This is a genomic window from Micromonospora sp. NPDC048835, assembly GCF_040649995.1.
Classification (GTDB): Bacteria; Actinomycetota; Actinomycetes; order Mycobacteriales; family Micromonosporaceae; genus Micromonospora.
On record NZ_JBEZGM010000003.1, the window covers coordinates 81,512 to 107,631 of the forward strand.

Annotated in this window: 26 protein-coding genes; 17 read left to right on the top strand and 9 right to left on the bottom strand. The window is 71.1% G+C overall.

Features of this window, described 5'->3' with window-relative positions; genetic code table 11:
- Positions 1-45: 45 nt before the first annotated feature.
- The 5 genes from AB0C15_RS05125 to AB0C15_RS05145 all read left to right on the top strand — a co-directional run bounded on the left by AB0C15_RS05125 (position 46) and on the right by AB0C15_RS05145 (position 6,056).
- Positions 46-1,101, top strand: a complete 1,056-nt coding sequence (locus AB0C15_RS05125; RefSeq protein WP_357349320.1) for an ABC transporter ATP-binding protein — start codon at positions 46-48, stop codon at positions 1,099-1,101.
- A gap of 55 nt (positions 1,102-1,156) precedes the next feature.
- Positions 1,157-2,221, top strand: coding sequence for a dipeptide ABC transporter ATP-binding protein (locus AB0C15_RS05130; RefSeq protein ID WP_357348838.1), 1,065 nt, complete (start codon positions 1,157-1,159; stop codon positions 2,219-2,221).
- The gene (locus tag AB0C15_RS05135) at positions 2,218-3,225 is read left to right on the top strand and encodes an ABC transporter permease (RefSeq protein WP_357348840.1); all 1,008 of its coding nucleotides are present in this window, start codon (positions 2,218-2,220) and stop codon (positions 3,223-3,225) included. Before AB0C15_RS05130 ends, AB0C15_RS05135 begins: the two co-directional genes overlap by 4 nt.
- Positions 3,226-3,235: 10 nt before the next feature.
- The gene (locus AB0C15_RS05140) at positions 3,236-4,222 is read left to right on the top strand and encodes an ABC transporter permease (protein ID WP_357348842.1); all 987 of its coding nucleotides are present in this window, start codon (positions 3,236-3,238) and stop codon (positions 4,220-4,222) included.
- Positions 4,223-4,313: 91 nt separating this feature from the next.
- Entirely contained in the window at positions 4,314-6,056 is a 1,743-nt protein-coding gene (locus AB0C15_RS05145) for an ABC transporter substrate-binding protein (RefSeq protein ID WP_357348844.1), read from the top strand.
- A 269-nt stretch (positions 6,057-6,325) separates the two neighbouring features.
- On the opposite strand, the gene AB0C15_RS05150 is transcribed toward AB0C15_RS05145, so the two are convergent.
- Entirely contained in the window at positions 6,326-7,027 is a 702-nt protein-coding gene (locus tag AB0C15_RS05150) for an XRE family transcriptional regulator (protein WP_357348846.1), read from the bottom strand.
- Positions 7,028-7,223: 196 nt separating this feature from the next.
- Between AB0C15_RS05150 and AB0C15_RS05155 the strand changes: the two genes are divergently transcribed.
- On the top strand, positions 7,224-8,054 hold the full coding sequence (locus tag AB0C15_RS05155; protein WP_357348848.1) for a hypothetical protein: 831 nt from the start codon (positions 7,224-7,226) through the stop codon (positions 8,052-8,054).
- Positions 8,051-8,587, top strand: a complete 537-nt coding sequence (locus AB0C15_RS05160) for an ATP-binding protein (protein WP_357348850.1) — start codon at positions 8,051-8,053, stop codon at positions 8,585-8,587. The genes AB0C15_RS05155 and AB0C15_RS05160 overlap by 4 nt, the downstream gene beginning before the upstream one ends.
- A 51-nt stretch (positions 8,588-8,638) precedes the next feature.
- Here the strand turns inward: AB0C15_RS05160 and AB0C15_RS05165 are convergent, their stop codons facing one another.
- A complete protein-coding gene (locus AB0C15_RS05165) occupies positions 8,639-8,860 on the bottom strand; it encodes a helix-turn-helix transcriptional regulator (protein WP_357348852.1) in 222 nt (73 codons plus the stop codon).
- A 58-nt stretch (positions 8,861-8,918) separates the two neighbouring features.
- Here AB0C15_RS05165 and AB0C15_RS05170 point away from each other — a divergent pair, with 58 nt between their 5' ends.
- Positions 8,919-9,203, top strand: a complete 285-nt coding sequence (locus AB0C15_RS05170) for a hypothetical protein (RefSeq protein ID WP_357348854.1) — start codon at positions 8,919-8,921, stop codon at positions 9,201-9,203.
- Between the two features lie 2 nt (positions 9,204-9,205).
- Here the strand turns inward: AB0C15_RS05170 and AB0C15_RS05175 are convergent, their stop codons facing one another.
- From AB0C15_RS05175 to AB0C15_RS05185, 3 genes are all read right to left on the bottom strand, one after another.
- Entirely contained in the window at positions 9,206-9,394 is a 189-nt protein-coding gene (locus tag AB0C15_RS05175) for a DUF1737 domain-containing protein (protein WP_357348856.1), read from the bottom strand.
- A gap of 99 nt (positions 9,395-9,493) precedes the next feature.
- Positions 9,494-10,414, bottom strand: coding sequence for an alpha/beta hydrolase (locus AB0C15_RS05180; protein ID WP_357348858.1), 921 nt, complete (start codon positions 10,412-10,414; stop codon positions 9,494-9,496).
- A gap of 123 nt (positions 10,415-10,537) precedes the next feature.
- Positions 10,538-12,682 (bottom strand): prolyl oligopeptidase family serine peptidase, encoded by a 2,145-nt coding sequence (locus AB0C15_RS05185; RefSeq protein ID WP_357348860.1) that lies wholly within the window; start codon positions 12,680-12,682, stop codon positions 10,538-10,540.
- Positions 12,683-12,768: 86 nt separating this feature from the next.
- Here AB0C15_RS05185 and mshB point away from each other — a divergent pair, with 86 nt between their 5' ends.
- The 3 genes from mshB (at position 12,769) to AB0C15_RS05200 (ending at position 14,698) form a co-directional block, all read left to right on the top strand.
- Entirely contained in the window at positions 12,769-13,695 is a 927-nt protein-coding gene (gene mshB, locus AB0C15_RS05190; protein WP_357348862.1) for an N-acetyl-1-D-myo-inositol-2-amino-2-deoxy-alpha-D-glucopyranoside deacetylase, read from the top strand.
- The gene (locus AB0C15_RS05195; protein ID WP_357348864.1) at positions 13,692-14,150 is read left to right on the top strand and encodes a hypothetical protein; all 459 of its coding nucleotides are present in this window, start codon (positions 13,692-13,694) and stop codon (positions 14,148-14,150) included. Before mshB ends, AB0C15_RS05195 begins: the two co-directional genes overlap by 4 nt.
- Positions 14,151-14,233: 83 nt before the next feature.
- Positions 14,234-14,698: a hypothetical protein gene (locus AB0C15_RS05200; protein WP_357348866.1), complete on the top strand. Its 465-nt coding sequence runs from the start codon at positions 14,234-14,236 to the stop codon at positions 14,696-14,698.
- Positions 14,699-15,061: 363 nt separating this feature from the next.
- On the opposite strand, the gene AB0C15_RS05205 is transcribed toward AB0C15_RS05200, so the two are convergent.
- Positions 15,062-16,021 (bottom strand): GNAT family N-acetyltransferase, encoded by a 960-nt coding sequence (locus AB0C15_RS05205; RefSeq protein ID WP_357348868.1) that lies wholly within the window; start codon positions 16,019-16,021, stop codon positions 15,062-15,064.
- A 79-nt stretch (positions 16,022-16,100) separates the two neighbouring features.
- On the opposite strand from AB0C15_RS05205, the gene fdxA reads away from it, so the two are divergent.
- Both fdxA and dapC read left to right on the top strand, forming a co-directional pair.
- Positions 16,101-16,427 (top strand): ferredoxin, encoded by a 327-nt coding sequence (fdxA, locus tag AB0C15_RS05210; RefSeq protein WP_091422126.1) that lies wholly within the window; start codon positions 16,101-16,103, stop codon positions 16,425-16,427.
- On the top strand, positions 16,424-17,527 hold the full coding sequence (dapC, locus tag AB0C15_RS05215; RefSeq protein WP_357349322.1) for a succinyldiaminopimelate transaminase: 1,104 nt from the start codon (positions 16,424-16,426) through the stop codon (positions 17,525-17,527). Before fdxA ends, dapC begins: the two co-directional genes overlap by 4 nt.
- Before the next feature lie 49 nt (positions 17,528-17,576).
- On the opposite strand, the gene AB0C15_RS05220 is transcribed toward dapC, so the two are convergent.
- Both AB0C15_RS05220 and AB0C15_RS05225 read right to left on the bottom strand, forming a co-directional pair.
- Complete coding sequence (locus AB0C15_RS05220) at positions 17,577-17,726, bottom strand: hypothetical protein (protein WP_357348870.1); 150 nt, start codon at positions 17,724-17,726, stop codon at positions 17,577-17,579.
- Positions 17,699-19,417 (bottom strand): M48 family metallopeptidase, encoded by a 1,719-nt coding sequence (locus AB0C15_RS05225; protein ID WP_357348872.1) that lies wholly within the window; start codon positions 19,415-19,417, stop codon positions 17,699-17,701. Before AB0C15_RS05225 ends, AB0C15_RS05220 begins: the two co-directional genes overlap by 28 nt.
- A 227-nt stretch (positions 19,418-19,644) precedes the next feature.
- Here AB0C15_RS05225 and AB0C15_RS05230 point away from each other — a divergent pair, with 227 nt between their 5' ends.
- From AB0C15_RS05230 to AB0C15_RS05240, 3 genes are read left to right on the top strand one after another with little or no spacing between them, the layout of a single operon-like run.
- Positions 19,645-20,664 (top strand): prephenate dehydrogenase/arogenate dehydrogenase family protein, encoded by a 1,020-nt coding sequence (locus tag AB0C15_RS05230; protein WP_357348874.1) that lies wholly within the window; start codon positions 19,645-19,647, stop codon positions 20,662-20,664.
- Positions 20,665-20,674: 10 nt separating this feature from the next.
- Positions 20,675-21,325 carry an SIMPL domain-containing protein gene (locus AB0C15_RS05235; RefSeq protein ID WP_357348876.1) on the top strand — a complete coding sequence of 217 codons (651 nt, stop codon included), beginning with the start codon at positions 20,675-20,677 and terminating at the stop codon, positions 21,323-21,325.
- Positions 21,325-21,972, top strand: coding sequence for a nucleoside/nucleotide kinase family protein (locus AB0C15_RS05240; RefSeq protein WP_357348878.1), 648 nt, complete (start codon positions 21,325-21,327; stop codon positions 21,970-21,972). The genes AB0C15_RS05235 and AB0C15_RS05240 overlap by 1 nt, the downstream gene beginning before the upstream one ends.
- Positions 21,973-22,061: 89 nt before the next feature.
- On the opposite strand, the gene AB0C15_RS05245 is transcribed toward AB0C15_RS05240, so the two are convergent.
- A complete protein-coding gene (locus AB0C15_RS05245; RefSeq protein WP_357348880.1) occupies positions 22,062-22,619 on the bottom strand; it encodes a sugar O-acetyltransferase in 558 nt (185 codons plus the stop codon).
- Between the two features lie 179 nt (positions 22,620-22,798).
- Between AB0C15_RS05245 and AB0C15_RS05250 the strand changes: the two genes are divergently transcribed.
- The gene (locus AB0C15_RS05250) at positions 22,799-26,107 is read left to right on the top strand and encodes a S8 family serine peptidase (RefSeq protein WP_357349324.1); all 3,309 of its coding nucleotides are present in this window, start codon (positions 22,799-22,801) and stop codon (positions 26,105-26,107) included.
- Positions 26,108-26,120: the final 13 nt, after the last annotated feature.

Below are 26,120 nucleotides of genomic sequence, written 5' to 3' on the forward strand. Positions count from 1 at the left end.
AGCTCGGAACCCTCGCCGTCCGGTACCCCGGACGACCGCCCCGCCGTGCCGGCGCAGCGCTCCGACCAGGACGCCTACCTTCGGGTACGTGACCTGCGGGTCCGGTTCGACACCGAGGACGGCGTGGTGCGCGCGGTCGACGGGGTGTCGTTCGCCGTCGAGCGGGGTCGGACCCTCGGCATCGTCGGTGAGTCCGGCTCGGGCAAGAGCGTCACCTCGCTGGCGATTCTCGGCCTGCACGACGCCAAGCGGACCACCATCACCGGGGAGATCTCCGTGGGTGGTCGGCAGTTGGTGGGCCTCGGCGACGAGGAGGTACGCCGGCTGCGCGGCCGGGACATGGCGATGATCTTCCAGGATCCACTGTCGGCGCTGCACCCGTACTACACGGTGGGCCGGCAGATCGCCGAGGCGTACCGGGTGCACCACCCGAAGGCGAGCCGGCGCGAGGCCCGCCAGCGGGCGGTCGACATGTTGGACCGGGTCGGCATCCCGCAGCCGGCGCGTCGCTTCGACCAGTACCCGCACGAGTTCTCCGGCGGCATGCGGCAGCGGGCGATGATCGCGATGTCCCTGGTCAACGACCCGGCGCTGCTGATCGCCGACGAGCCGACCACCGCGTTGGACGTCACCGTGCAGGCGCAGATCCTGGACCTGCTCGCCGACCTCCAGGCCGAGTTCCACTCCGCGATCATTCTGATCACCCACGATCTCGGCGTGGTCGGCCAGGTCGCCGACGACGTGCTCGTCATGTACGGCGGACGTGCCGTCGAGCGGGGCAGCGTCGAGCAGGTGCTCCGCTCGCCGCAGCATCCGTACACCTGGGGGTTGCTCTCCAGCGTGCCGTCGCTGCACGGCGACGCGGACGCGGACCTGGTGCCCATCCCCGGCAACCCGCCGAGCCTGATCAACCTGCCGACGGGCTGCGCGTTCCACCCACGCTGCCGGTACGCGGACCGCAACGGCGACAGGTCCCGCACGGAGGTGCCGGAGCTGCGCCCGGCCGGCGCGGACGGCCACCTGGTCGCCTGCCACCTCGGCCCCGAGGAACGCGCGACGTTCTACGCCGAGGACATCGCACGAGTGGGGGTGGCTGTGTGAGGGCGAGGAACGCAGCGCAGCGGAGTATCGCGGTCCCGAACGGAGGACTGTGGAGATGACCGACGAACCGTTGTTGCGGGTACGCGGCCTGAGCAAGCACTTCCCGGTCCGGCAGGGGCTGCGCGCCACAGGTCTGGTGCGGGCGGTGGACGGGCTCGACTTCGACGTGCGCCCGGGCGAGACGCTCGGCCTGGTGGGGGAGTCGGGCTGCGGTAAGACCACCACCGGCCGGATGCTTGTGCGGTTGCTGGAGCCGACGAGCGGCAGCATCGAGTTCGACGGGCGGGACATCACCCACGCCGGCCGTCGGGAGCTGCGCCCGCTGCGCCAGGACCTTCAGATCATCTTCCAGGACCCGTACGCCTCGCTGAACCCCCGGCACACGGTGGGCCGCATCGTCGCGATGCCGTTGCAGGTCAACGGGATCAAGCCGCCGGGTGGGATCAAGGCCCGGGTGCAGGAGCTGCTGGAGCTGGTCGGGCTGAACCCGGAGCACTACAACAGGTACCCGCACGAGTTCTCCGGTGGTCAGCGTCAGCGCATCGGCATCGCCCGTGCGTTGGCCCTGCGGCCGAAGCTGATCGTCGCGGACGAGCCGGTGAGCGCGCTCGACGTCTCCATCCAGGCGCAGGTCGTCAACCTGCTGCGTGACCTGCAACGGGAGCTGGGCCTGGCCTTCGTGTTCATCGCGCACGACCTGGCCGTGGTGCGGCACTTCTGCCAGCGGGTCGCGGTCATGTACCTGGGCCGGATCGTGGAGATCGGCGACCGGGCCGACATCTACGAGCGTCCGCAGCACCCGTACACCCGGGCGTTGCTCTCGGCGATCCCGGACGTCACCCAGCTCGGGCCGGCCGGCCGGATCCGGTTGACAGGTGACGTGCCCACGCCGCTGGACCCGCCGTCGGGCTGCCGGTTCCGTACCAGGTGCTGGAAGGCGCAGGACATCTGCGCCACCGAGGAGCCCGCGCTGGTCCCGCGCGACGGTGGCAACCAGGCCACCGCGTGTCACTTCCCCGAAGGGGAAGCAGCCAGCACGAGCCCCGAAGGGGAAGCGACCAGCATGAGCCCCGAGGTCGCGGGGTCGATCACCCAGGTCGACGAGGAGGTGTCGTCGTGAGCCTGTCCCCGGTGGAGGGTGTGGCGCTGGCCGAGATCGAGTCCGGCACGGGCGAGGACGGGCCCGCCGCGAAGGGTGTCGTCGGTCGCTCGCCCGGTCAGCTCGCCTGGATGCGGCTGCGTCGCGACCGTACGGCCGTGGTCAGCGGCGTACTCCTGGTGTTCTTCATGGTGTTGGGTCTGTCCGCCCCGCTGATCGAGATGGTCTACGGGATCGGGCCGCGGGAGCAGTTCCAGAGCCTGCTGGACGGCTTCGGGATGCCGCTCGGCTACGCCGGTGGGGTCACCGGGGAGCACTGGTTCGGTCTGGAGCCGGGGTTGGGCCGGGACATCTTCATCCGGTTGATCTACGGGTTGCGGACGTCGCTGTTCATCGCGTTCGCGGCCGCGCTGATCACCGCGACGATCGGTGTCGTGCTCGGCGCGCTCGCCGGCTACCTCGGTGGCTGGCTCGACGCGGTGATCAACTGGATCACCGACCTGACCCTGGCCATGCCCTTCCTGATCATCGCGCTGGCGCTCACGCCCACCGTCACGCTTCGCTTCTACGGTGAGCGGGGGCAGGTGTCGTCCGCCTTCGGGGTGGGGGTGCTGATCGCCGTCTTCGCCATCTTCGGCTGGACCAGCACCGCCCGACTGGTGCGCGGGCAGGTGATCGCGCTGCGCGAGCGGGAGTTCGTGGAGGCGGCCCGGGCCAGCGGTGCCGGGCTGGGGCACATGCTCTTCCGGCAGTTGCTGCCGAACATCTGGGCACCCATTCTGGTGTCGTTCTCCCTGGCGGTGCCGCAGTTCATCACCAGCGAGGCGGCGCTGTCGTTCATCGGCGTCGGCCTCAGCGACGAGACGCCGAGCTTCGGCCGGATGATCTACCGCAGTCTGGACTTCCTCCAGACCGACCCGGCGTACGTGTTCTTCCCGGGCATCACGATCTTCGCGCTGGTGTTCGCCTTCAACCTCTTCGGTGACGCGTTGCGCGACGCGCTCGACCCGAAGTCGTCCCGGTAGGGGGTACCCCATGGCGCGATTTCTGATCAAGCGAATCTTCTCCGCCACGCTGACCCTGTTCGCGGTGAGTGTGCTGACCTTCCTGATGTTCTTCGCCCTGCCCCGCGACCCGGTGAGCAGCATCTGCTCGAAGAACTGCAACCCGGAGCGGCTGGAACGGGTCCGTGACGACCTGGGCCTGAACGATCCGCTGATCAGCCAGTACGCCGGTTACATGAAGGGCATCGTGACCGGTCGGGACCTGGGCAGCGCCCAGGGTGGCCGGTGCGACGCGCCCTGCCTGGGCTGGTCGTACGTCACCAACGAGGCGGTCTCGGACACCATCGCGCGGGTGCTGCCGGTGACCCTGAGCATCGTGATCCCGGCGGCGATCCTGTGGTTGCTGCTCGGGGTCGGTCTGGGCATGGTGTCCGCGCTGCGGCGGGGCACCTGGTTGGACCGGCTGGCGATCGGCTTCTCACTGACCGGCGCGTCGTTGCAGCTCTACTTCGTGGGCGCGGTGCTGCTGCTGGTGTTCGTCTACAACCTGCGGTGGCTGCCGGTGCCCAGCTACACGTCCCTGTTCGACAACCCGGCGAAGTGGGCCGGTGGACTGGTGCTCGCCTGGGTGGCGCTCGCCTTCCTGTTCTCGGCCATCTACGCGCGGTTGTCGCGGGCGCAGATGCTTGAGACGCTCTCGGAGGACTTCGTCCGGACCGCGCGGGCCAAGGGCCTGGCCAAACCCAAGGTGTACGGGCGACACGCGCTACGCGCGGCGATCACTCCGGTGGTGACGATCGCCGGGTTGGACGTGGGCGGGGCGCTGGGCGGCACGGTGATCACCGAGACGACCTTCGGCATCCAGGGGTTGGGGCGTACGGCGGTGGACGCGGTGCGCTCCGGTGACCTGCCCACCATCATGGCCACCGTGCTGATCGCCGCGGTCTTCGTGGTGCTCGCGAACGTTCTCGTGGACCTGCTCTACGCGGCCATCGACCCGCGGGTGCGGCTGCGCTGAGCCGTCGGACCAGGGCGCTGCCGGTGGCAAAATCTATCGACAACTGTTACACAATCCGTAGGTTTTCTTCCATGGGCGAAGGAGGTACTTCATGAGACCACGCGTGGCGGTTGCCGCGGGCGGCGCGATAGCTCTGGTGGTGGCGCTGGGTGCGTGCTCGAAGAACACGGGCGAGGGCACCACTGTCGACACCGAGCGGAAGCAGACCGGCGTCATCGCGACCGACCCCAAGGAGTCACAGGGGCCGGCCGCCGAGGTGAGCGGCGCTGCGAAGGGCGGCACCTTCACCATCATCCGGGAGTCGCCGATCTCCCACCTCGACCCGCAGCGGACGTACTCGTTCGCCGGGCTGATGACCAACCCGCTCTTCGCGCGCTACCTGACCACCTGGAAGGACGACGGCAAGGGTGGCCTGGTCCTCGTCGGTGACCTGGCCGAGACCCCGGGCAAGAACGTCAACAACGACTGCAAGGTCTGGGAGTTCACGGTCAAGGACGGGGTGAAGTTCGAGGACGGACGACCGATCACCTCCAAGGAGATCGCGTACGGCATCGCCCGCTCCTTCGACCCGGACCTGTCCGGCGGTCCCACCTACATCCAGGAGTGGCTGGCCGACACCCCGCAGTTCGACACCAAGTGGGACTTCAAGAAGAACAAGACGTCGCTCCCGCCCGGCCTGAGCACACCGGACGCCAAGACGCTGCGCTTCGAGTTCACCAAGCCCCGCTGTGACCTGCCGTTCGCGGTATCGCTGCCGACCACGGCGCCGCTGCCCGCCGACAAGGACACCGGCGTCGACCTCGACAAGCAGCCGTTCTCGTCCGGCCCGTACAAGGTCGCCAAGAACCAGGTCGGCGTGCAGATCACGCTGGACCGAAACCCCAACTGGGACCCGAACACCGACCCGGTCCGGCACCAGTACCCGGACCAGTTCGTCTGGAGCTTCGGCCCGACCGCGGACGCCGCAAACAACCGGGTGATCGCCGACAACGGCGCCGACCAGAGCGCGCTCGCCTTCAACACCGTGCCCGCCTCGCTGGTCGCCAAGGTCGCCGGGGACGCCGCGCTCAAGTCCCGGACGATTCTCTCGCCGACGCCGAGCGCCAACCAGCTCGTCATCAACAACCAGCGGGTCACCGACCTGAAGGTCCGTCAGGCGCTCAACTACGCCATCGACCGCGAGGGCTTCATCAAGGCGATGGGCGGGCAGACCGTCGCCGCGCCGCTGACCACGCTGATGCCGTCGGCCACCATCGGCTACAAGGCGTACGACGCGTACCCGGCGGGCGCCAACGGCAACGTGGACAAGGCCAAGGAACTGCTCGGCGGGAAGACGCCCGAGCTGGTCCTCGGTGTCGCCGACAACTCGACGGAGCAGCAGCAGGGCGCGCAGCTCAAGGCCAACCTGGAGCGTGCCGGCTTCAAGATCACGCTGCGGAACATCTCCGACGACGCGAAGCTCGACGAGATCAAGAAGAAGGACAACCCCTGGGACCTGTACATCGGTAACTGGGCGGCGGACTGGCCCAGCGGGGCGTCGATTCTGCCGGTGCTCTACGACGGCCGCACCATCAAGGCCGAGGGCAACAGCAACCAGTCCTACTTCAACGATCCGACGATCAGCGCCGAGATGGACCGCATCCAGGCCCTGCCCGCCGCCGACCAGGGCCCGGAGTGGGCCAAGCTCGACGAGCGGATCATGAAGGAGCACGCCCCGGTGGTGCCGCTCTTCGTGGACGTGGCCTACAACGTGCACGGGTCCAAGGCCGGCGGAATCTTCATCTCCAGTGTCTTCGGCTACCCGTCGTTCGTGAACGCGCACGTCAAGCCGTAAGTCGCAGCGCAGACCAGCAGGGTCCCCTTCCGACAGCGCCGTCGGGAGGGGACCCTGCTGTAGTTCGCCCCTTGATCGACTCCGTTTTCAGGAAACCGGGGTGTCCGGGCCGCCCCGACCACGCGCTTTCCTGAAACCCGAGCTGGCCTGAGCGCGAGCCCTGTCAGGTCGGCCCGGGGTGACTAGTCCTGCACGCTTCCTTTGGAGCTGATGCCATAGACGAGTCAACCGTCGGCCGGAAGCCGTCCGTACCCGAGTTGAACAGCGTCCTACTCGGGCGAGGTGTTGTACTGGTCGAGCGTCGCCTTGGACGTGGACGCGTCTCGGAAAGTCAGCTCCCATGGGCCGGTGTTGACGCCCATGTCCTTGCCGAACCCGACCCACTTCCCGGCCATCCGTCGATCTGTCGGCTCGACCAGTAGCTGGATCGCGCCGTGGTAGCGGGCTCCCCGGTAGTAGCCGGTGGGATCGGTCTGCTCGACCCAGGTGCCGGTGACCACCGCACCATCCACGGTGAGATCCATCGACAGCGACGATGCCGCCGAGCCAGGGAGGCTTCGCACGCTCAGCCGGTCGCCGTGCTGGAGTACGACCACGAAGTGCTGCCCGGCGAATGACTCTCCCCGGCCACTGGAGTGGTACTGGTAACGGCTGAGCCAGACGCCCTCGTACGACGCGTGGACCGCGAGTGGCCTGGGCGTGGGTGTGGCCAGGCCGGACATGGGCGAGGTCAGGTCGTGGCCACCGTGTTGATCGTCGACGACATCGCCATTGGGTATCGCGGCGAAGCCGAGCAGCGAGACCGGCAGGCCGGTCACGACTTCCAGTGCGCGGGCGTACACGGGCCGGGGTGCCGCGATCCCGCCAGACTCCCAGCGCTGGACCAGTCTCTTGTTGGCGTCGTTGGGCTCGCTGACTCGGCGCCCGGCGGCCTGGAGCGCGCGGGCGAAGTCGTCCTGGCTCATGCGCATCCCGGTGCGGACCGCGCGTAGAGCGGTATTCGGGGCATTCTTGTTCGCCACAATAGCGATGTGTCGCCTTAATGTCGCCCGTAAAGTGCCCGTGTTGTCGCGCTCTGTGCCGTCGCGCCTGACGACGAATCGACGTCATTGTGAACAGCAATGCGGCGGCTGAGCCTGCCGATACGCACCAGCAGCGGAGGTGATGATGCTCGGTTCTGACGATGAGATGCATGCCCGTTACCCGCGCCTGGTCGAGCTGCTGCCCACGGTGGTGACCGAGGTGCAGCGCGCCCACGCACAGGATCCGGAGGCCGGGCGGGAGGCGGTGGTGGAGGCTTATCGGGTGACGGCGGCGCTGCTAGTCAAGCTGGGTGAGGGGAGCCTCGCGTGGCTGGTCGCCGACCGCGCGATGTCGGCCGCCGCTGGTGACCGGGTGCTGCTGGCCCGCGCGGCGGTGCAACTGGGCCAGGTACTGCGGGCATCGGCTCGGGCGGGACCGGTGATGCTCGCCGCCGCTTCCCAGATCGCCCCGGGCGCCTGGGAGGAGATGTCGCTGCGGGGATCGCTGCTTGTGCAGGCAGCCCTGATCGCGGCCAGTGCGGGAGACGAGCAGGGAGTCGATGACCTGCTGAATGAGGCCGCCGAGTTGGCTGTTCAGGTGGGCGACGGACACGACCATCACCGCACGGCGTTCGGGCCGACGGCCGTCGAGTTGGCACGGGTCGCCGCCGCCGTGGACTTGGGCGACGGACCGCAGGGGGTCTCCCGGCACGAGTTGGCGATCGGACGGGACGGGTGGCGATGGCTGCCGGTCGAGCACCGCGCCGCGCACCTGATCGATGCGGCGCGCGCGTACCTTCAGACGGACGACGCCACCAACGCGACCCGGGTCCTGCTGCGGGCCGAACGCATCGCACCCGCCGAGATCCGCGACCGGCCGGTCGCCCGGGACGTGGTGGCCCAGGTCGCCCGCGACCCGAGCGCCCCAGCAATGATCACCCAGCTCGCTATGAACCTCGGAGTGTTGCCAGCATGACGCGACCGACACTGTTCCTGACGGTGGGGCTGCCGTGCACCGGGAAGACCACCGCCGCCCGGCGCATCGAGATCGAGTCGGCGGCACTTCGGCTCACCAAGGACGAGTGGGTGAAGGCTCTCTACGGGCCGGAGAATCCGTCGTCGGCTCAGGACGTGATCGAGGGACGACTCATCGAGATAGGGCTACGGGCGCTCGAACTCGGCAACAACGTGGTGATCGACTATGGCCTGTGGAGCCGGGACGAGCGCTCCGCCCTGCGCCAGGCGGCAGCAGACCTGGGTGCGCTCGTGGAGCTGCGTTACTTCGAGGTCAGTCCAGCCGAGCAGCGCCGGCGACTGGATCGGCGGCAGGCCGAAGCACCGCACACCACGTGGCCGATGTCCGACGCGGAACTCGCCGAATGGGCTGCCGGCATGGACGTCCCGACGCCCGGCGAGTTGGACGGCAGCGAACCTGTCGATGACCCACCTGCCGGCTTCGCGACATGGCACGAGTGGCGCAGACACCGCTGGCCGCCCTCGGTCTGCTGAGCCCGTACACCTCTTCGGCGGGAGCGGACGCGGCTCGCCGCCCGCCACGGCTCAGCGGGCCGCGTTGAGGTAGCGCAGCACGGCGAGCACGCAGCGGTGGTCGGTCCGCGCCTGGGGCAGGTCCAGCTTGGTGAAGATGGCTGTCACGTGCTTCTCCACGCTGCGCGCGGCGAGGTGGAGCGATTCACAGATGGCAGCGTTGGACCGACCCTCGGCCAACATGCCCAGGACCTCACGCTCCCGGTCGCTGAGGCGGGCGACACCCGCGTCCACCGCCGGCGCGCCATGATCGGTACGCCGACCGGATGCGCGCGTCTCCTACCGTGATGACATGCAGTGGTATCTCTTGATCGCTGGCATCGGGCTCGCGGCAGGTGTCGTGGTCCTGATCCTCAGACGCCGGCGGCCCCGGACCCTCAGCGTCGAGGAGAAGGCGCAGGCCGCGCGAGTCGCCATGCGAGCCATCCGAGGTAGCGCGCCGCGACCCAATCGCGACATCTTCGAGCGGGGCCGAGGGGTACCCGACCGGCACTCCAACGCCATCGGCGAGAACGCCGGCCTCGGCGACGCCGCGAACTTCGATTCCGGCGGTGGCGGTGGCGGGGGATCGGACTGACGTCACCCGTCAACAGGGTGCGACAGCACCAACGCCTGAGCGGCGACGACGCGCTCGCCGTCGAAGGTCAGTGCCGGCGACCCGTGCAGCCGGTAGCCCTGCTCGAGAAGCGCGCTGACGCGTGCGCAGAACTCGGCATCGTCGGGCCCGGTGATGAGGCGGTAGCCGAGTGGTTTCGTGAGATCCGACACCGCAGCATTGTCCCCGCTCGGGCGTCAGCTCGCCGCCCCGGCCGGCATCCCGTCGTGCGGGGTCGTGGGGCGGGCGCAGCGGACGGACCGCTCCCGCGTTCAGGAACGACCGATGGAACGGTCCAGGAAGTCGTGGATCATCGGCGCGGCCACGTCGAGCTTGTCTTCCAGCAGGAAGTGGCCGGTGTCGAGCAGATGTAGTTCGGCCGACGGCAGGTCGCGCTGGTAGGGGTGCGCACCGGCGGGTGGGAACACCGTGTCGTTCTGGCCCCAAATGATCAGTGTCGGTGGTTGGTGATCGCGGAAGAAGGCCTGGAACTGCGGGTACAGCGCGACGTTGCTGCCGTAGTCGTAGAACAGGTCGAGCTGGATGTCAGCGTTGCCGGGGCGAGCGAGTTGCGCGTCGTCGTGGGTCCACGTGTCGGGGTCGAGCCGGGTGAGGTCCCGTACCCCCTCCGTGTACTGCAACTTCACCGTCTCCGGCTTCAGCACGAACGCGATGGCCTGGCGGTGCGCGTCGGTCTTCTCGGCCCAGTAGGCCTTGATCGGGTTCCAGAACTCGCTCAGGCCCTCCTCGTACGCGTTGCCGTTCTGCACGATGAGGGCGCTGACCCGCTCCGGACCCTTGAGAGCCAGCCGATATCCGGTCGGCGCCCCGTAGTCGAAGCAGTAGAGCGCGTAACGGTCCACCCCGAGCTGGCCGATCAGGCCTTCCATCAGGTCGGCGAAGTTGGCGAAGGTGTAGTCGAACGTCGACCGGTCCGGGCTGGCGCTGTGGCCGAACCCCGGGTAGTCCGGCGCGATCACCCGGTACCGGTCCGCCAGCAGGGGGATCAGATGGCGGAACTGCGCGGACGACGAGGGGAATCCGTGCAGGAGCAAGAGCACGGGCCCGTCGGCCGGGCCGGCCTCGCGGTAGAAGATGTCGATCCCGTTCACCGTCGCCGTGTGGAAGTGGGTGACCGGGAACTCGCCCTCCTGAACGGCGGCGACCGACGGCTTCTGCGCAATCCCGACCATGGTGGAGTCCTCTCGGCACAAGGGAAAGCGGTGCCACCGGGGTATCGCACCACCCGGTCCCGCCTCGGTCAGCATGGCATCTGGTGCGGGCCAGGTATGGCAAAACGGCCTTTCGGGTGCCCCCTACGGCAGGTGGGTGCGGAGAAAGTCCAGCTCCAGGGGGAGCAGCCGCTCGGCGGTGCCGTTCGCGGCCATGTGCGTGGCCCCGGTCAGCGGCAGCACCGCGTGCGGCCGGCCCGAACTCAGCAGCGCCGCCGAGAGGCGCAGGGTGTGCGCGGCCACCACGTTGTCGTCGGCCATTCCGTGCACCAGCAGCAACGGGCGGGCCTGGTCCGGCCCGGTGACCGGCTCGGCGGCCAACTCGACGAGCGAGTGGTGCGCGTAGATGTCCTGGCCGTCCTCCGGCAACCCCAGATAACGCTCGGTGTACGCGGTGTCGTACAGCGCCCAGTCGGTCACCGGGGCACCCGCGATCCCGCATTTGAACAGCTCCGGGTGGCGCAGGACCGCCAACCCGGCCAGCCACCCCCCGAACGACCAGCCGCGCACCGCCACCCGTTCCAGGTCCAGGTCCGGGTGCTTGCCGGCGAGCGCGGTCAGCGCGTCGATCTGGTCGGTGAGGATCACGTCGGCGACCCGCCGGTGGATCGCCTTCTCGAACGACGGCGCCACGCCCGGCGTACCCCGGTTGTCGATGGTGACCACCGCGAACCCGGCGTCGGCCCACCACTGCCGCTCCAACCACGCGGCCCGCGCCGCCACCACCTCCTGGTGCCCCGGGCCGCCGTAGATGTCCAGCAGCACCGGCAACCGTCGGCCCGTCACGTGCTGGTCGGGGTAGAGCACCGCCGCCGGCAGCCGCCGGTCGGTCACCCGTTCCAGCAGCGGCAGCGGAGAGTACGGCGGGGTGGCGGCGAGCGACCGCAGCTCGGCCACCTCCTGGTCACCCCGGCGGACGGTCCAGCGCATCCCGGCGTGATCGAGCGACGCGACGCCGATGGCCACCACGTCCCCGCCGACGGCCGCAGTGTACCAGCCGGAGTCGGTGGTGAGCCGACGCGCGTCCACCCCACCGCCGATGGTGGTGCGGACCCGGAACAGGTGCCGCTCGCTCGGCTCGCCGTCACTCGCCTCCACCAGCAGGTCGGCCGGGCCGGTGGCGGCAGGTAGGCGACCCACCACCCGCCGGACGTACAGCGACGGCGGGGTGAGCAGGGTGCCGTCCGCGAACAGGCAGCGGGCGTCGTACCCGTCGTGCGCCAACTCCCCACCGACGAGCACCCGGCCGTCCGGCAGGTGCGCCGGGGTGCCGGCGATCGGCTCGACCCAGCGCGGGTCGGCCAGTTCGGCGTGCACCTGCGTCTCGCCCGTCCGTGGGTCGACCGCCAGCACCAGCCCGTGCTGCTGCGAACGGCGCAGCACGGTGATCAGCGGGCTGCCCTCACCCCAACTGACGCCGACGAGGTACGGGTAGGTCTCCCGGTCCCAGTGCACGTCGACCCAGCCGTCGTCCAGGTCCAGCAGGTGCAGGCTCACCTCCGCGTTCGGCCCACCAGCCCGGGGGTACGCGACGGTCGTCGGCGGGCTCGCCGGCTGTGCCGGGTCGTGCAGGTGCCACCGCTCCAGGCGGGACTCGTCGACCCGGGCGGCGAGCACCATGCGGCCGTCCGGCGCCCACCAGTACCCCCGGTACCTGCCGAACTCCTCCGCCGCGATGTGCTCGGCCAACCCCCAGCTCACCCCGGCGTCCTCGCCGGCCAGCAGGGTGTCGCTGCCGTCGGGGTCGATCACCCGCAGCTCACCCCGGCGCACGCCCTCGGCCGCGTCCGTCACGTACGCCAGCCGCTGCCCGGTCGGGTCCGGACGAGGGTCCAGCACCGGGCCGACGGTCGCCACCTCCACCACGTCGCCGTGCACCAGGTCGGCCCGGAACAACCGCCCGGCCAACGCGAACACGGCGACCCTGCCGGCCGCGTCGAGCGCGTACGAGCCGATGCCGGCGGCGCTGAGCCGCAGCCGCTCGCGTAGCGCCCGTTCACCGGGGGAGAGGGACCGGACGTCCCCGTCCTCACCGAGCAGGGTGGCCGGGTCGGCGACCAGCCGCTCCGCGCCGGTGGCCACGTCCAGCAACCAGAGCGCGTCCGCCGGGTCCTCGGGGCCGGCGGAGCGCAGGAAGATCACCCGGGAGCCGTCCTCAGCCACCGAGACAGCGCGTGGCGCGCCGTGGCTGAACCGGCGGGTGCGGGCGGCCAGCTCCGGAAAGTCCACACGCCAAATCGTAGAGCCGGAGCGGAGGTGATGTGGCCGACCTGGGCGGACGCGTCAGCGTCAGCGGGGCCGAACCGCCGGTTAGAGTGACCGTCGTGACGATGCTGCCCGACCGCCGCCTGCTCCTGGTCCACGCGCACCCCGACGACGAGTCGATCGGCACCGGCTCGACGATGGCCCACTACGCCGCCGACGGCGCCCACGTCACGCTGGTGACCTGCACGCTCGGCGAGGAGGGCGAGATCCACGTGCCCGCCCTGGCCCAGCTCGCCGCCGCCGAGGCCGACCAGCTCGGGGGGTACCGGGTCGCCGAGCTGGCCGCCGCGTGCGCCGCGCTCGGCGTCACCGACCACCGCTTCCTTGGCGGCGCCGGCCGCTACCGCGACTCCGGGATGATGGGTCTCGCGACGAACGAGCACCCCCGGGCGTTCTGGCAGGCCGACCTCGACGAGGCCGCCGGGCATCTCGTGGAGATCATGCGGGAGGTACGCCCGCAGGTGCTCGTCACGTACGACCCGAACGGCTTCTACGGCCACCCCGACCACATCCAGGCGCACCGGGTGGCCATGCGCGCCGTCGAACTGGCCGCCGCCGAGGGCTGCGCCCCGCTCAAGGTCTACTGGACGGCCATGCCGCTGAGCGTCCTGGAGGCCGGCATGACGCACTTCGCCGAGTCGTCCGACAACCCGTTCGGCGGCATCGAGGACATCGCCGACCTGCCCTTCGGCACCCCGGACGCCCAGATCGCCGCCCAGATCGACGGCACCGACCAGCACGCCGCCAAGGAGGCCGCGATGCGGGCGCACGCCACCCAGATCCCGGCCAACTCCTGGCTCTACTCCATCGCCGGCAACTTCGGTGGCGAGTTCATGGGCGTGGAGTACTTCACCCTCGCGGTTGGCGAGAAGGGCCCGGGCGTCGGGCCGTACGGCTGGGAGAACGACCTCTTCGCCGGCCTGCCTACGGAGACCACCCCGGACCGTTCCCCGGTCGCGGCGGCGGGTCTCCGGTGACGTTGCCGGCCGCACCGGTGACGGTTCTCGACGACCAGGACGCCCCGCCCCCGGCCGGGCCACCGCCGCGATTTCTGGACCTTGGCCTGCGGCTGGTCGGTGGGGTCGTGGTGGTCGTCGCCGGTGTGCTGACCGGAGTGCTGGAGCTGCTGCTCGCCACGGTCCGCGTCGGCGGGTACCTGATCGGCGTGTCCGTGCTGTTGGCCATCGGTGCCAACATCGCACTGAGCTGGTTCGCGTACGAGGCGGTCGGCCGCAGGTGGGCGGTGGCGTTGCCGGCGGTGCCCTGGTTCGCGCTGATGGCGGTGGCCGCCGTCCGGACCAGCGAGGGCGACCTGCTGCTGGCCGGCGACAACTGGGTCGGCCTGGCGATGATCGTGGCCGGTGCGATGACCTTCGCGGTGATGGGCTTCCGGCAGATCCTCGCCCCGCAACCGCAGTTGCTCGGCGGCTGATGACGACTCCCAGGTCGGGGTGGTAGATATTCCTGCCAGGGATGCGAACCCCGCGACGGGACGTACGGCAGGAGGGTCCGGCGATGGACAGACGGTGGCGTGACATCGGAGTGCTCGTAGCAGCGCTGTTCGCGGTCAACGTGGTCGCCCGACTGATCATCCGGTTCGGTTTCGACGGTGACGACACCGCCGCCGACCGGGTGTCGCTGGCGATGTTCACGGTGATCGGGCTGATCCTCGCCGTGGTCGCCTTCCGCTGGGGTGGTCGCCGGCCCCTGGCGGGCTGGGCCGCCGACATGGCCCTCGTGGTGCCGGTGGCACTGCTGCTGACCGTGCTGGTCGGCCCCCTGCTGATCGGTCACAACCCGTTTGCCGGCGGTGCGGCGACCTTCTTCGCCCAGATCTGGCTCTATCTGCTGGCCACCGGAGCCGGGGTGCTGATCGGCTACCTCGGGCTCACCGCGCTCGGCCGTGACTACCGCTCGCAGCAGCTCAAGCGGTACACCGAGGTGAAGGCCGCGAAGCCTCGCCGGGTCGTCCGCCGCTGACCCGCGCGCCAGCCCGACGGTCCGTACGCTTGCCGGACGGTCGGTGCGCTTGCCGGACGGTCCGTGCGCTTGCCGGACGGTCGGTGCGCTTGCCGGACGGTCCGTGCGCCTGTTCGACGGTCCGTGCGCCTGTTCGACGGTCCGTGCGCTTGCCCGTCTGGGCCGTGTGTGGCCGGCGGACGCCGCTTGATCGACTCGGTTTTCATGAAGTCGGGGTGTTGCGGGCGCCGGGATAGCGCGACTTCCTGAAGGTCGAGTCGATCAAGCCGGTTGGGCCCCGCCACGCCGGTTGGGCCCCGCCACGCCGGTTGGGCCCCCACGCCGGTTGGGCCGGCACGCCGGTCGGGGTCGCGGTAAGGGGGGTCAGTGTGGGGCGACTCGGGTCAGGTAGGTGTGGTGGGTGACCAGGCCGAGCCGCTGGTAGAGCGTCACGGCCGCCTCGTTGCGCTGCTCGACCTGGAGAAACGCGTGGGTCGCGCCGCGCGCCGCGCCCCAGTTGGCCAGTTCGTGGATCACGCGGCGGGCCAACCCCTGTCGGCGCGCCGCCGGCAGGACCTCGATCAGGCTGAGGCCCAGCCAGCGCCCCTGGCCGGTGACCGTGCCGCGGCCGATGGCCACCAGCGTGGTGTCGGCGTACACGTGGGCGAAGCGGACCTGGTCGACGGTGGTGAGCACGTGCCGGGCGGCGTCCGGGAGGCCGCCCTTGCGGCCGGCGGCGACGGCCAGCCACTCGTCGTTCGGTGCGGTGGCCAGCTCGACGGTCGGGCTGTCCCACTCGCCGGGGGGCGTGGACGCCAGCAGGGTGAGCGGCGCGGTCTGCACCAGTGTCGGTGGGCGGGTGGTCCAGCCGCGCGCGTCGAGTTCGGCGCCGACCGGTGCGGCGAGGGGTAGCGGGGTGTTGATCAGCGCGGGTTGGCCCAGCTCGGCGTACCAGCGTTCCACCGCGTCGACCGCGGCGGCGAGTGGTCGGTCCGGGTCGCCGATCGGCAGCGCCGAGTTGGCGCGCCCGGTCCAGCCCTCGGCCGACCGGAGCAGCCAGTCGCCGAGTCGGCCCCGGGTCGGCGCAGGCCAGGCCTCGTCGGCGGCCCGCTCCAACGCCACGACCGCGGCGGCGGTCGGCCGGCGGGTCGGCGGTACGCGTTTGGCGCGGTGAACCTGTGTCACCGGGACCCGTAGCTGCCCCTGCGCGGTGGCGAGCGTGAGATGGGTCTCGCTCAGTTCGACGAGCTCGCCGAGGGCATCGGAAAATAGCGGGCGACCTTCACGAATGCCCACAATCCGGCGGACCACGATTCGGTGTCCCACATCCTGCTGTCGGAGCACGATCGACCCCCTCCCCGGCGAGATACTAGGCTCTTACCGTCGCGGGAGATCGCGGCGAGTCTTGCGGAGGAGAAGACCGGTGACCTACATCATCGCCGAGCCGTGCGTAGATGTGCTCGACAAGGCATGCATCGAGGAGTGCCCGGTCGACTGCATTTACGAGGGCAATCGGATGCTCTACATCCACCCCGACGAGTGCGTCGACTGTGGTGCCTGTGAGCCCGTCTGCCCTGTGGAGGCGATCTTCTACGAGGATGACGTCCCGGAGCAGTGGAAGGACTACACCGGCGCGAACTACGAGTTCTTCGAGGAGCTGGGCTCGCCCGGTGGCGCCTCGAAGATCGGCAAGGTGGAGAAGGACGCCACCTTCGTCGCCGCGCAGCCGCCGCGCGGCGAGGGCCACTGAACCGGCCCGCGCCGGTCTCGTCGCGACTGCCCGAGTTCACCTGGGACACCCTGGACGCCGCAGCCACGCTGGCTGCGGCGCACCCGGAGGGCATGATCAACCTCTCCATGGGTACGCCGGTCGACCCGGTGCCCGAGGTGATCCGGCGGGCGTTGGCTGACGCGTCCGATGCTCCCGGTTACCCGCTGACCGCCGGCACCCCGGCGCTGCGGGCCGCGATCGCGGCGTGGGTGTCCCGAGCCTGCGGCGCCGGCGTCGACGGTCTCGGTGTGCTGCCGACGATCGGCTCGAAGGAGCTGGTGGCCTGGCTGCCCACCCTGCTCGGCATCGGCCCTGGTGACGTGGTGGTGGTGCCGTCGATCGCCTACCCCACGTACGAGGACGGTGCCCGGCTGGCTGGTGCCACGGTCGTCCGTACCGACTCGCTCACGTCCGTCGGGCCGACCTCGCGGGTCCGGTTGGTCTGGGTCAACTCGCCCGGCAACCCGACCGGGCGGGTGCTGCCCGCGGCACACCTGCGCAAGGTGGTCGACTGGGCCCGCGAACGTGGCGCGGTGGTCGCGAGCGACGAGTGCTACCTGCCGCTGGGCTGGTCGGCCGAGCCGGTTTCGGTGCTGTCTCCGCAGGTCAGCGGGGGTAGCTATGCCGGTGTGCTCGCCGTGCACTCGCTCTCCAAGCGGTCCAACCTCGCCGGCTACCGGGCCGGCTTCGTCGCCGGTGACCCGGCGCTCGTCGCCGAGCTGCTCAAGGTCCGCAAGCACGCGGGCATGATCGTGCCCGCGCCGGTGCAGGCGGCGATGGTGGCCGCGCTCGAGGACGAGCGACACGCCGAGGAGCAGCGGGAGCGTTACCGCGCCCGGCGGGACGTGCTCACCGCGGCGTTCACCGGTGCCGGGTTCACCGTCGAGCACTCCGAGGCGGGCCTGTACCTCTGGCTGACCCGAGGTGAGGACTGCTGGCAGACCGTCGACTGGCTGGCCCGTCGGGGCATCCTGGTCGCCGCTGGCGTGTTCTACGGCCCGACGGCCGGGCAGTACGTCCGGGTCGCGTTGACCGAGACCGACGAGCACATCGCCGCCGTCGCGGCGCGCCTGTCCTGATCGGGGTGGTCCGGGCGGCCGAGCCGGTGGGCCGACCGCCCGGACGACGTCACTCGCTGATCTGACCGAAGACCCGCAGCAGCGTGTTGCGGCTCTGCTTCTCCAGCAGTTCGCTTGCCATAAGCTCCTGCAGGGCGAGCACCCGGCCGCCGTGCACGGTCAGCTCCGCCTTCAGCGGCACCTCCCGCTTGACGTCCACGGAGACGATCTCCTCGTACGGCAGGAAGGTGTTCGCGGCCGCCAGCTCCGCGACCGGCACCGAGCCGACCAGCTCGCGTAGCCGCTTCTCGCCCTGGCTGGACTGCCGGGGTTGGCGATCAGGACCAACCCGCGGTCGAGGACGAGCACATCGTGCTCCGTACCGTCGACCTTGATGTTGGCCAGCGCGCCGATCAGGTCGGCGTTCCGTCCGGAGACCCGGCCCTCCACCACCGTCGCGCCCGAGGGGTCGACGCCCAGCTCGACCAGACGCGCCAACGCCACGTCCAGGGTCTGCGGTGCGACAGCCAGCTTGGCGATCTCGGCGAGGTCCCACGGTTGCCCGTCCGGGCCGACGAGCTGGGCCGGAGCCGACCAGGAGAGCTGCCAGTGGGCCTGGCCGGAGCGCACGGCCGCGTTGATGAGCAGCGTCTCCATCGGCCCGGCGAACCGGGCGGCCGCCTCCTCGCGGGTGGTGTCGTCGAAGTACTGCTCGGCGAACTCGCCCAGGCGGTCGGCGCGCACCAGGTCCAGCACCGTCGACAGGCCCGGCCCGGTGACACCGGTGAAGCGGCCCGCCGCCCGGTAGACGCCGTCCGCCTGCCGTTGCACTCCGGCCGCCACCGCCGCGGCGATGAACTGCGGCCAGGGCAGCACCTCACGGTGGCCGCGGTCGACGACGATGCCCTGCAACTGCTTCCCGGCGCTGTCGATGTCGGCGAGCAGCAGCGCGGCCGGCCGATCGTCAGGCGCGGCCGCTCCCGCCGGTAGGCCCGTCATGGCGGCGATCCGGACGCCGATCGGCGGGTGGGTGTCCCACGGCGACGTCTTCCGGTCGGGGGCGTTCTCCCGCAACGAGGCGATCTCGTCCTGCCGGCCGCGCAGCAACTGGCCGAAGCCGCCGAAGAGGTCGTCCGGCGCCAGGTCGGCGGACCAGCCCGGCTCGACGTACCGGCGCATGAAGAAGCCCCAGGCCGCGTCGAGCGCCGGCAGGGCACGCAGCGCGGAGGCCGCGGCCTCGGGCCCGGCCAGCAGTACGGAGGAGCGGTCAGCCTCCAGCTCCTGTCGCCGTGACGCGGCGTTGTCCACGATCAGGTAGAGCCTCGAGTAACCCTTGAAGACCCAGCCGATCGGGTTACGCGGGCTGATCCGCTCCAGCGTCTCCGCGATGGCCAGCCGACCCCGGTACGCCATGGCGCCGAGCCGGGTGTGCTTGCCGGAGTAGTGGCCCAGCTCGTGTGCGAGCACCGAGCGCAGCTGGTCCATCCGCAACGCCTGGAGCAGCGGCAGACCGACGTAGAGGGTGCGTCGTCCGCCGAGCAGCCCGAGCAGTCGGCTCTGTTCGGCGACCGCCGCGTTCACCTCGGGCACGAGCCGGATCTCGTCCGGGGCGCGGGTGCCGACGGCGATGGCCAGTTCGCGTACCGCCGCCCACAGGCCGGGCGCGTCACCTTCGCCGAGGACCAGGCCAGGTGCCGGTTCGTTCTTCGTACGGATCGCCCGCCAGAGCCCGACCGCCACCGCGCCGAGCGCGACGACGAGCGGTAGCAGCAGCTTTCCGGTGACGAGCCCGTTGGTGTGGCCGAACAGCCAGACCCCGAGCGCGGCGACGGCGGCGAGCTGGAGGAGCGCGACGACGTAGAAGCCGATCAACATGACCACCGAGGCGAGCGCCCGGTATGTCGCGGACATTTCATTTCCTTCCGCCATCGCCCGCAGCGGATCGGCGGGCGGCGGAGCGGACCGTACGACGCTGATCTGAAGTGGACAACCTCCTTCCGGGCCGGCCTCCGAAGATCTCCGGTCGATGTGATCGGCACAGCGGGAAGGGGCCGTACGCCGACGGGCGATATCCTCGGCCCGGACCTGGTCGGGGTCGCCGCGGCCCCGCACCCCAGCAGGAACGTCGAGGTGCGCGGATGGTTGACAGGCCAGGCACGCGGGTGCGGGCAGCGGTGGTGGGCACCGGCCTGATCGGTGGTTCCGTGCTGCTCCGGATGTACGCCGCCGGCATCGACGTGGTCGGGTGGGACCCGGACGAGACCACCCGGCAGGAGACCCGACGGGCCGGCGTACCCGCACCGGACCGGCTCGTCGAGGCGGTGGCCGACCGGGACGTGGTCTTCCTGTGCGGGCCGCTGCCCACCCTGCCGGCGACGCTTGTCGAGGTGGCCGCGATGACCGGTGAGCGGTGCGTGCTCACCGATGTCGGCAGCACGAAGGCGCAGGTGGCGGCGTTCGCCGCCGCGCAGGGGCTGACGCACCGGTTCGTGCCGGGTCACCCGATGGCGGGCACCGACCGGGCGGGCTTGACGGCCGCCCGACCGGATCTGCTCACCGGCGCGGCCTGGGTGCTCTGTCCGGCGCCGGGCTCGGCCACCACCGCGTTCCGCTGGCTGGCCGAGCTTCTGGTGGAGGTCTTCGAGGCCCGGGTGGTGCCGATGTCCGCCGCCGAACACGACTCGGCTGCGGCGCTCGCCTCACACGTCCCGCACCTGCTGGCCGGCGCGCTGGCCGGCGCCGTGCACCGTGCACCGCTGCGCGACGCGGTCCTCGCGCTCGCCGCCGGCAGCTTCTCCGACGGCACCCGGGTCGCCGGGACCCCGGCCGACCGGACCGCAAACATGCTGCTCGGCAACCGGGACCGGGTGCTGCGTGAGCTGGCCGAGGTCACCGCGTTCCTGGACGACCTGGCCGCCGCGCTGCGCGCCGGGGACGCACCGGCGCTCACCGCACGCTACGACGAGGCCCGCGCCTCCCGGGTGGCGCTGCGTGACCGGCGCTTCGAGGCGGACGATAGGCGGTTCCCGGCCGGCGGCGACCACGCCGCAGAGGTGTCCTGGCTACGGGAGCTGGGGGTGACCGGCGGCCACCTGACCGGCCTGCGGGTCGACGCGGACACGGTCTCCTACGCGGCGCGACGCCCGGTGGCTGACTAGGCTGAGGGACATGGCGGTGGACGGTCCGGTGGTGCAGGTGCGCGGCGAGGCGTACCGGGAGGTGCCGCCCGAGCTGGCCCGGTTCGCGGTCACCGCGACAGCCCGGGACCGGGACCGGGAGGCGACGCTGACCCGGTTGGCCGAGCGGGCCGCGGCGGTGCGGGTGCTGTTGGACGGCTCCGGCCCGGCGGTGGCCCGGCGGGAGACCGGCGACCTGCGGGTGTGGCCGGAGACCCGGCGCTCGGGTGAGCGGGTGGTCGCCTGGCACGGCAGCGTCACCACGACCGTCACGGTCACCGACTTCACCGCGCTCGGTGAGCTGATGCTCCGGCTCGCCGACCAGGACCAGGTCGAGGTGGCCGGCCCGTGGTGGGAGCTTCGCCCGGACAGCCCCGCCCATCGTGCGGCCCGGCACGCCGCGATCAACGACGCGCTGCTGCGGGCCCGGGAGTACGCGGAGGCGCTTGGCGCCCGGGTCACCTCGCTGCTCGAGTTGGCCGACGCGGGCCCTGCCGACCGGCCGATGTTCGCCCGTGCGGCCTTCGCCGGGGGCGGCGGCGCGGGCGGTGAACGGCCGGAGCTCGAGCTGGACCCACAGCCGCAGACCGTGCAGGCGGCGGTGCAGGCGCGGTTCACCATCAGCGACCCGGTGCTGGGCTGATGCCACCGGCCCAGGTGCTCTCCGTCGACGAGTTGGTGGCGCGAGCGATGGCGCTTGCCGAGGCCGGCCCGCGACAGTTGCTCGGCATCGCCGGTGCGCCGGGCGCCGGGAAGTCCACCCTGGCGGAGCGGATCGTCGCCGAGGTCGGGTCGGCGGCCTGTCTGGTGCCGATGGACGGGTTCCACCTGGCCCAGTCGCAGCTCGTCCGGGTGGGCCGCGCGGACCGCAAGGGCGCGGTGGACACCTTCGACGCCAACGGGTATGTGTCGCTGCTGCGCCGGTTGCACCGCTTGGAGCCGACGTCTGTCTACGCGCCGGAGTTCCGCCGGGAGTTGGAGGAGCCGGTGGCCGGCGCGATCGAGGTGCTGCCGTCGGTCCGGCTGGTGGTGACCGAGGGCAACTACCTGCTGTTGCGGGATTTCCCCTGGCAGGAGATCAGGCCGTTGCTGCATGAGGCGTGGTTTCTCGACCTGGACGCCGAGGTGCGGCACCGCCGGCTGACCGCCCGGCACGAGGCGTTCGGTCGGTCTCCGGAGCAGGCGCGGGCGTGGGCGCTCGGCAGCGACGAGTCGAACGCGGCCCTGATCACCCCCACCGCCGACCGGGCCGACCTGGTGGTCCGCCTGTCGGAGCCCCCGACGGTCTAAGGCCTGTTTCATAAGAACTGGCCGGCCTGCGGCGGGCCCGGGCGTCGTCCGGACTCCGCCTCGGCTCGACCGCCCTTATGAAACAGGCCTTAGTCGAGTTCGCGGACCGGCCGAGCCGGGTTGCCGACCGCCACCACGTTCGCCGGCAGGTCCCGGGTGACGACCGCGCCCGCGCCGACTACGGTGTTCGCGCCGACGGTCACGCCGGCCAGCACGATCGCGCCACCGCCGAGCCACACGTTGTCGCCGATGGTGATCGGCTTGGCGGCCTCCCACTTGTCCCGTCGCGGACCGGGTTCGACCGGATGCGTCGGAGTGAGTAGCTGGACGTTCGGGCCGACCTGGACGTCCGCGCCGAGGGTGATCCGGGCGACGTCGAGGAAGACCGCGTTGTAGTTGACGAAGCTGCGCGGGCCGATCCGGATCTGCCAGCCGTAGTCGCAGTGGAACGGTGGGCGGATCCAGGTGTCCTCGCCCAGCTCGCCGAGGAGTTCCCGCAGTGCCGCGATCCGCGCGGGTGGGTCGGCCGCCGGGCTGGTGTTGAAGCGTTCCATCAACCGGGCGGCTCGGTCGAGGTCGGCGATGATCTCGGGATCGTCGGCGATGTATGGCTCGCCGGCGAGCATCTTGTCCTTCATGGAGGTCACCGGCCGATCATGCCGGCCCGGTTCGTCGGCTCGTGGCAGGTCCGTCATTTTTCGGCCTTCATTTTGCATACCCAGTATGCAATTCTGGGATGTCAATGTGACTCCCCATACCTCAAACGCTCCACGAGGAGGATCCGTTGCACCAGGGAAGAAGATTGGCCGCCCTCGGCCTCGTGTCCATGCTGGCGCTTGCCGCGCCGGCCCCCGCCTCGGCCGCCCCCGCCCCACCGGGCGGCACCGGTTTACAGTCCACTCCGGGCGGACCCACCACCAAGCGATCGACCACCGTCACCCTGATCACCGGTGACCGGGTCACCGTCACCGCTTCCGGCGCCTCGGTCCGACCCGGCGCCGGCCGCGAGGACGTGCAGTTCCTGGTCCAGCGCGAGCGGGGCCGCCTCACGGTGACGCCGACCGACGCGCTCCCACTGCTGCGTTCGGGCCGGGTGGACCGGCGGCTCTTCGACGTCACCGGGCTGGTCGAGGCGGGCTACGACGACGCCCGCCGCACCACTCTGCCGCTGCTGGTGGCGTACGGCTCGACGGGCACCGCCAGGCGTGCCACCGCCGCTCTGCCCGGCACGCGGCTGACCCGCGACCTGCCGGTTATTCGCGGCGCCGCCCTGAACAGCGACAAGTCCTCCCTCGGCGCGGTCTGGGAGAAGGTCACCACCGGCTCCGCTGCCGCCCGGCTCGACGCGGCGGGGGGCGTCGAGCGCATCTGGCTGGACGGCCATCGACGGGTGACGCTGGACCACAGCGTGCCCCAGATCGGCGCACCCGCCGCCTGGTCGGCCGGGTTCACCGGCGCGGGAGTGTCCGTCGCGGTGCTGGACACCGGTGTCGACGCGACCCACCCGGACCTGGCCGGCAAGGTGGCCGAGGCGCGCAACTTCACCGAGGTCGCCGACGCTCGGGACACGGTCGGCCACGGCACCCACGTGGCCTCGACCATCGCGGGCAGCGGTGCCGCCTCCGGCGGCAAGTACCGGGGCGTGGCACCGGACGCGACGCTGCTTGACGGCAAGGTCTGCGAGGAAGGCGGCTGCACCGACTCGGCGATCCTCGCCGGCATGCAGTGGGCTGCGGTCGAGAAGAAGGCCGCAGTGATCAACATGAGCCTTGGCGGCTGGGACACCCCGGAGGTCGACCCGGTGGAGGAGGCCGTGCAGACGCTGACCGCGCAGACCGGCACGCTCTTCGTCATCGCCGCCGGCAACGACGGCACGGACGGCTCGGTCGGTTCCCCGGCCAGCGCCGACGCCGCGCTCGCCGTGGGCGCGGTGGACCGCGACGACGAGTTGGCCGAGTTCTCCAGCCGGGGCCCCCGAGTGGGTGACGACGCGTTGAAGCCGGACATCACCGCGCCGGGCGTCGACATCGTCGCCGCAAAGTCAGCCAACGGCTTCATCGGTGACCCGGTGGGGGACAGCTACGTCACGCTCTCCGGCACCTCGATGGCCACCCCGCACGTGGCCGGATCGGCCGCGCTGCTCGCCCAGCAGCACCCCGGTTGGCGGGCCGACCGGCTCAAGGCCACCCTGATGTCCGCCGCGAAGCCGCACCCGGACCAGACCGCCTACCAGCAGGGTGCCGGCCGGGTCGACGTCGCACACGCGATCACGCAGCAGGTCACCACCGACCCGGTGAGCGTCTCGTTCGGTCGTACGCTGTGGCCGCACGCCGACGACGTCCCGATCACCCGCACGGTGACCTGGCGCAACGACGGCCCGGCCCCGCTCACCCTGGAGCTGAGCGTCGAGGGTGCCGGCCCCGGCGGTCGGGCGCTGCCGGCCGGCCTGTTCCAACTGGGCGCCAACCAGCTCACCGTGCCGGCGGGCGGCACGGCCGCCACGACCGTGACCACCGACACCCGGCTCGGCGACGCCGACGGTTACTGGACCGGGCGGATCGTGGCCCGAGCCGGTGCGGCCGTCGCGGTCACCCCGCTGGCCGTGAACCGGGAGGTGGAGAGCTACACGCTCACCGTGGAGCACCTGGACCGCGCCGGAGCGCGCACCGCGGACCACTGGACCATCCTGGTCGGGATGGACACCTACGGCTCGTGGGACCTCGCCAGTTCCGACGGGGTGGCCACGGTGCGGGTGCCGAAGGGGCACTACGGCCTGAGCGCCCTCGTCTTCGAGCCCGGCCCCGAGGATGAACAGCGCCCGATGTCCCTGTTGGCGCAGCCCGAAGTGACAGTCGAGCGGGACACCCGGATCGTGGTGGACGCCCGCCGGGCCAAGCCGGTGCGGACGACAATTCCGGAGCGGACCGCCGTCCCGACACTCATCGACGTCAGCGGCAACTTCACGGCCGACGACGGCACCGGGTACGGCATCGGGCTCTGGGCGGACACGTTCACCGGGTTGACCAGCGGTCAGCTCGGCAAGCGGATCTCCGACGAGCGTTTCGTCGCCACCGTCAGCAGCCAGTGGACCACACCGGAAGTGGGCAGCAGCCCGTACCTGTACGCGCTCGCCGAAGCCATTCCGGGCCGGATGCCCACCGGGTTCGTCCGCGACTACACCCGACGGGACCTGGCCACCGTCGTGCACCAGTTCGGCAGCGGCTACTCGGGCATGCAGGCCGAGCGGACCGTGTTCCCCGTGCTGGAGTACAACGTCGGCGGCTCCGCCGTGGTCCTGCCCACCGGTGTGCCCAGCCAGCGGGTCGAGCACTACAACACCAAGGGTGTGAAGTGGGAGTCCGAGGTCTTCTTCGGGACCGTGGACGACGACGGCTGGCTGAACCCACAGGCGGTGCTCCTGTCCACCCCCACCGCGTACCGGGCCGGGCGGACCGTGCGGGAGGTCTGGAACCAGGCGCCGTTCGCGCCGTCCTTCCCGAACCCGCGCTGGCCGCACCAGAGCGTCACCCGGCTCGGCGACACGGTCATCGTCGACATGCCGATCTTCAGCGACGCCGCCGGGCACCCGGGCGGCTCGCTCAGCGACAGTGAGCACACCACGCTCTGGCGCAACGGCAAGCTTGTCGGCGAGAGCGAGTATGCCGGCTACGGAGAGTTCGCCGTGCCACCGGGCAGGGCGGACTACCGGCTCGTCACGTCGTCGAAGCGCAGCTTCACCGACCTGAGCACCGAGGTGGAAGCCAGTTGGACCTTCAGGTCGCGGCACGTCGCCGGTGAAACGCCGGTCCGGCTGCCCCTGTCGGTGGTGCGCTTCGCGCCGCAACTGCGGGTCGACAACAGCGCTCCGGCCGGTCAGGGCTTCGCCGTCCCGGTGCGGGTGCAACGGCAGCCGGGTGCTCCGGCCGCCCGGGTGGACAAGCTCACCGTCGATGCGTCGTACGACGGCGGGAAGACCTGGGCCAGGGCGAAGCTGGTCCGCACCTCGGCCGACGGGTGGACGGCACTGTTGCGGCACCCGACCGGCAACGGTTACGTGTCGCTGCGGGCCACTGCCCGGGACACCGCAGGAAACACGGTGACCCAACGGGTCATCCAGGCGTACCGGTTGCGCTGAGGCGTACCCCGTC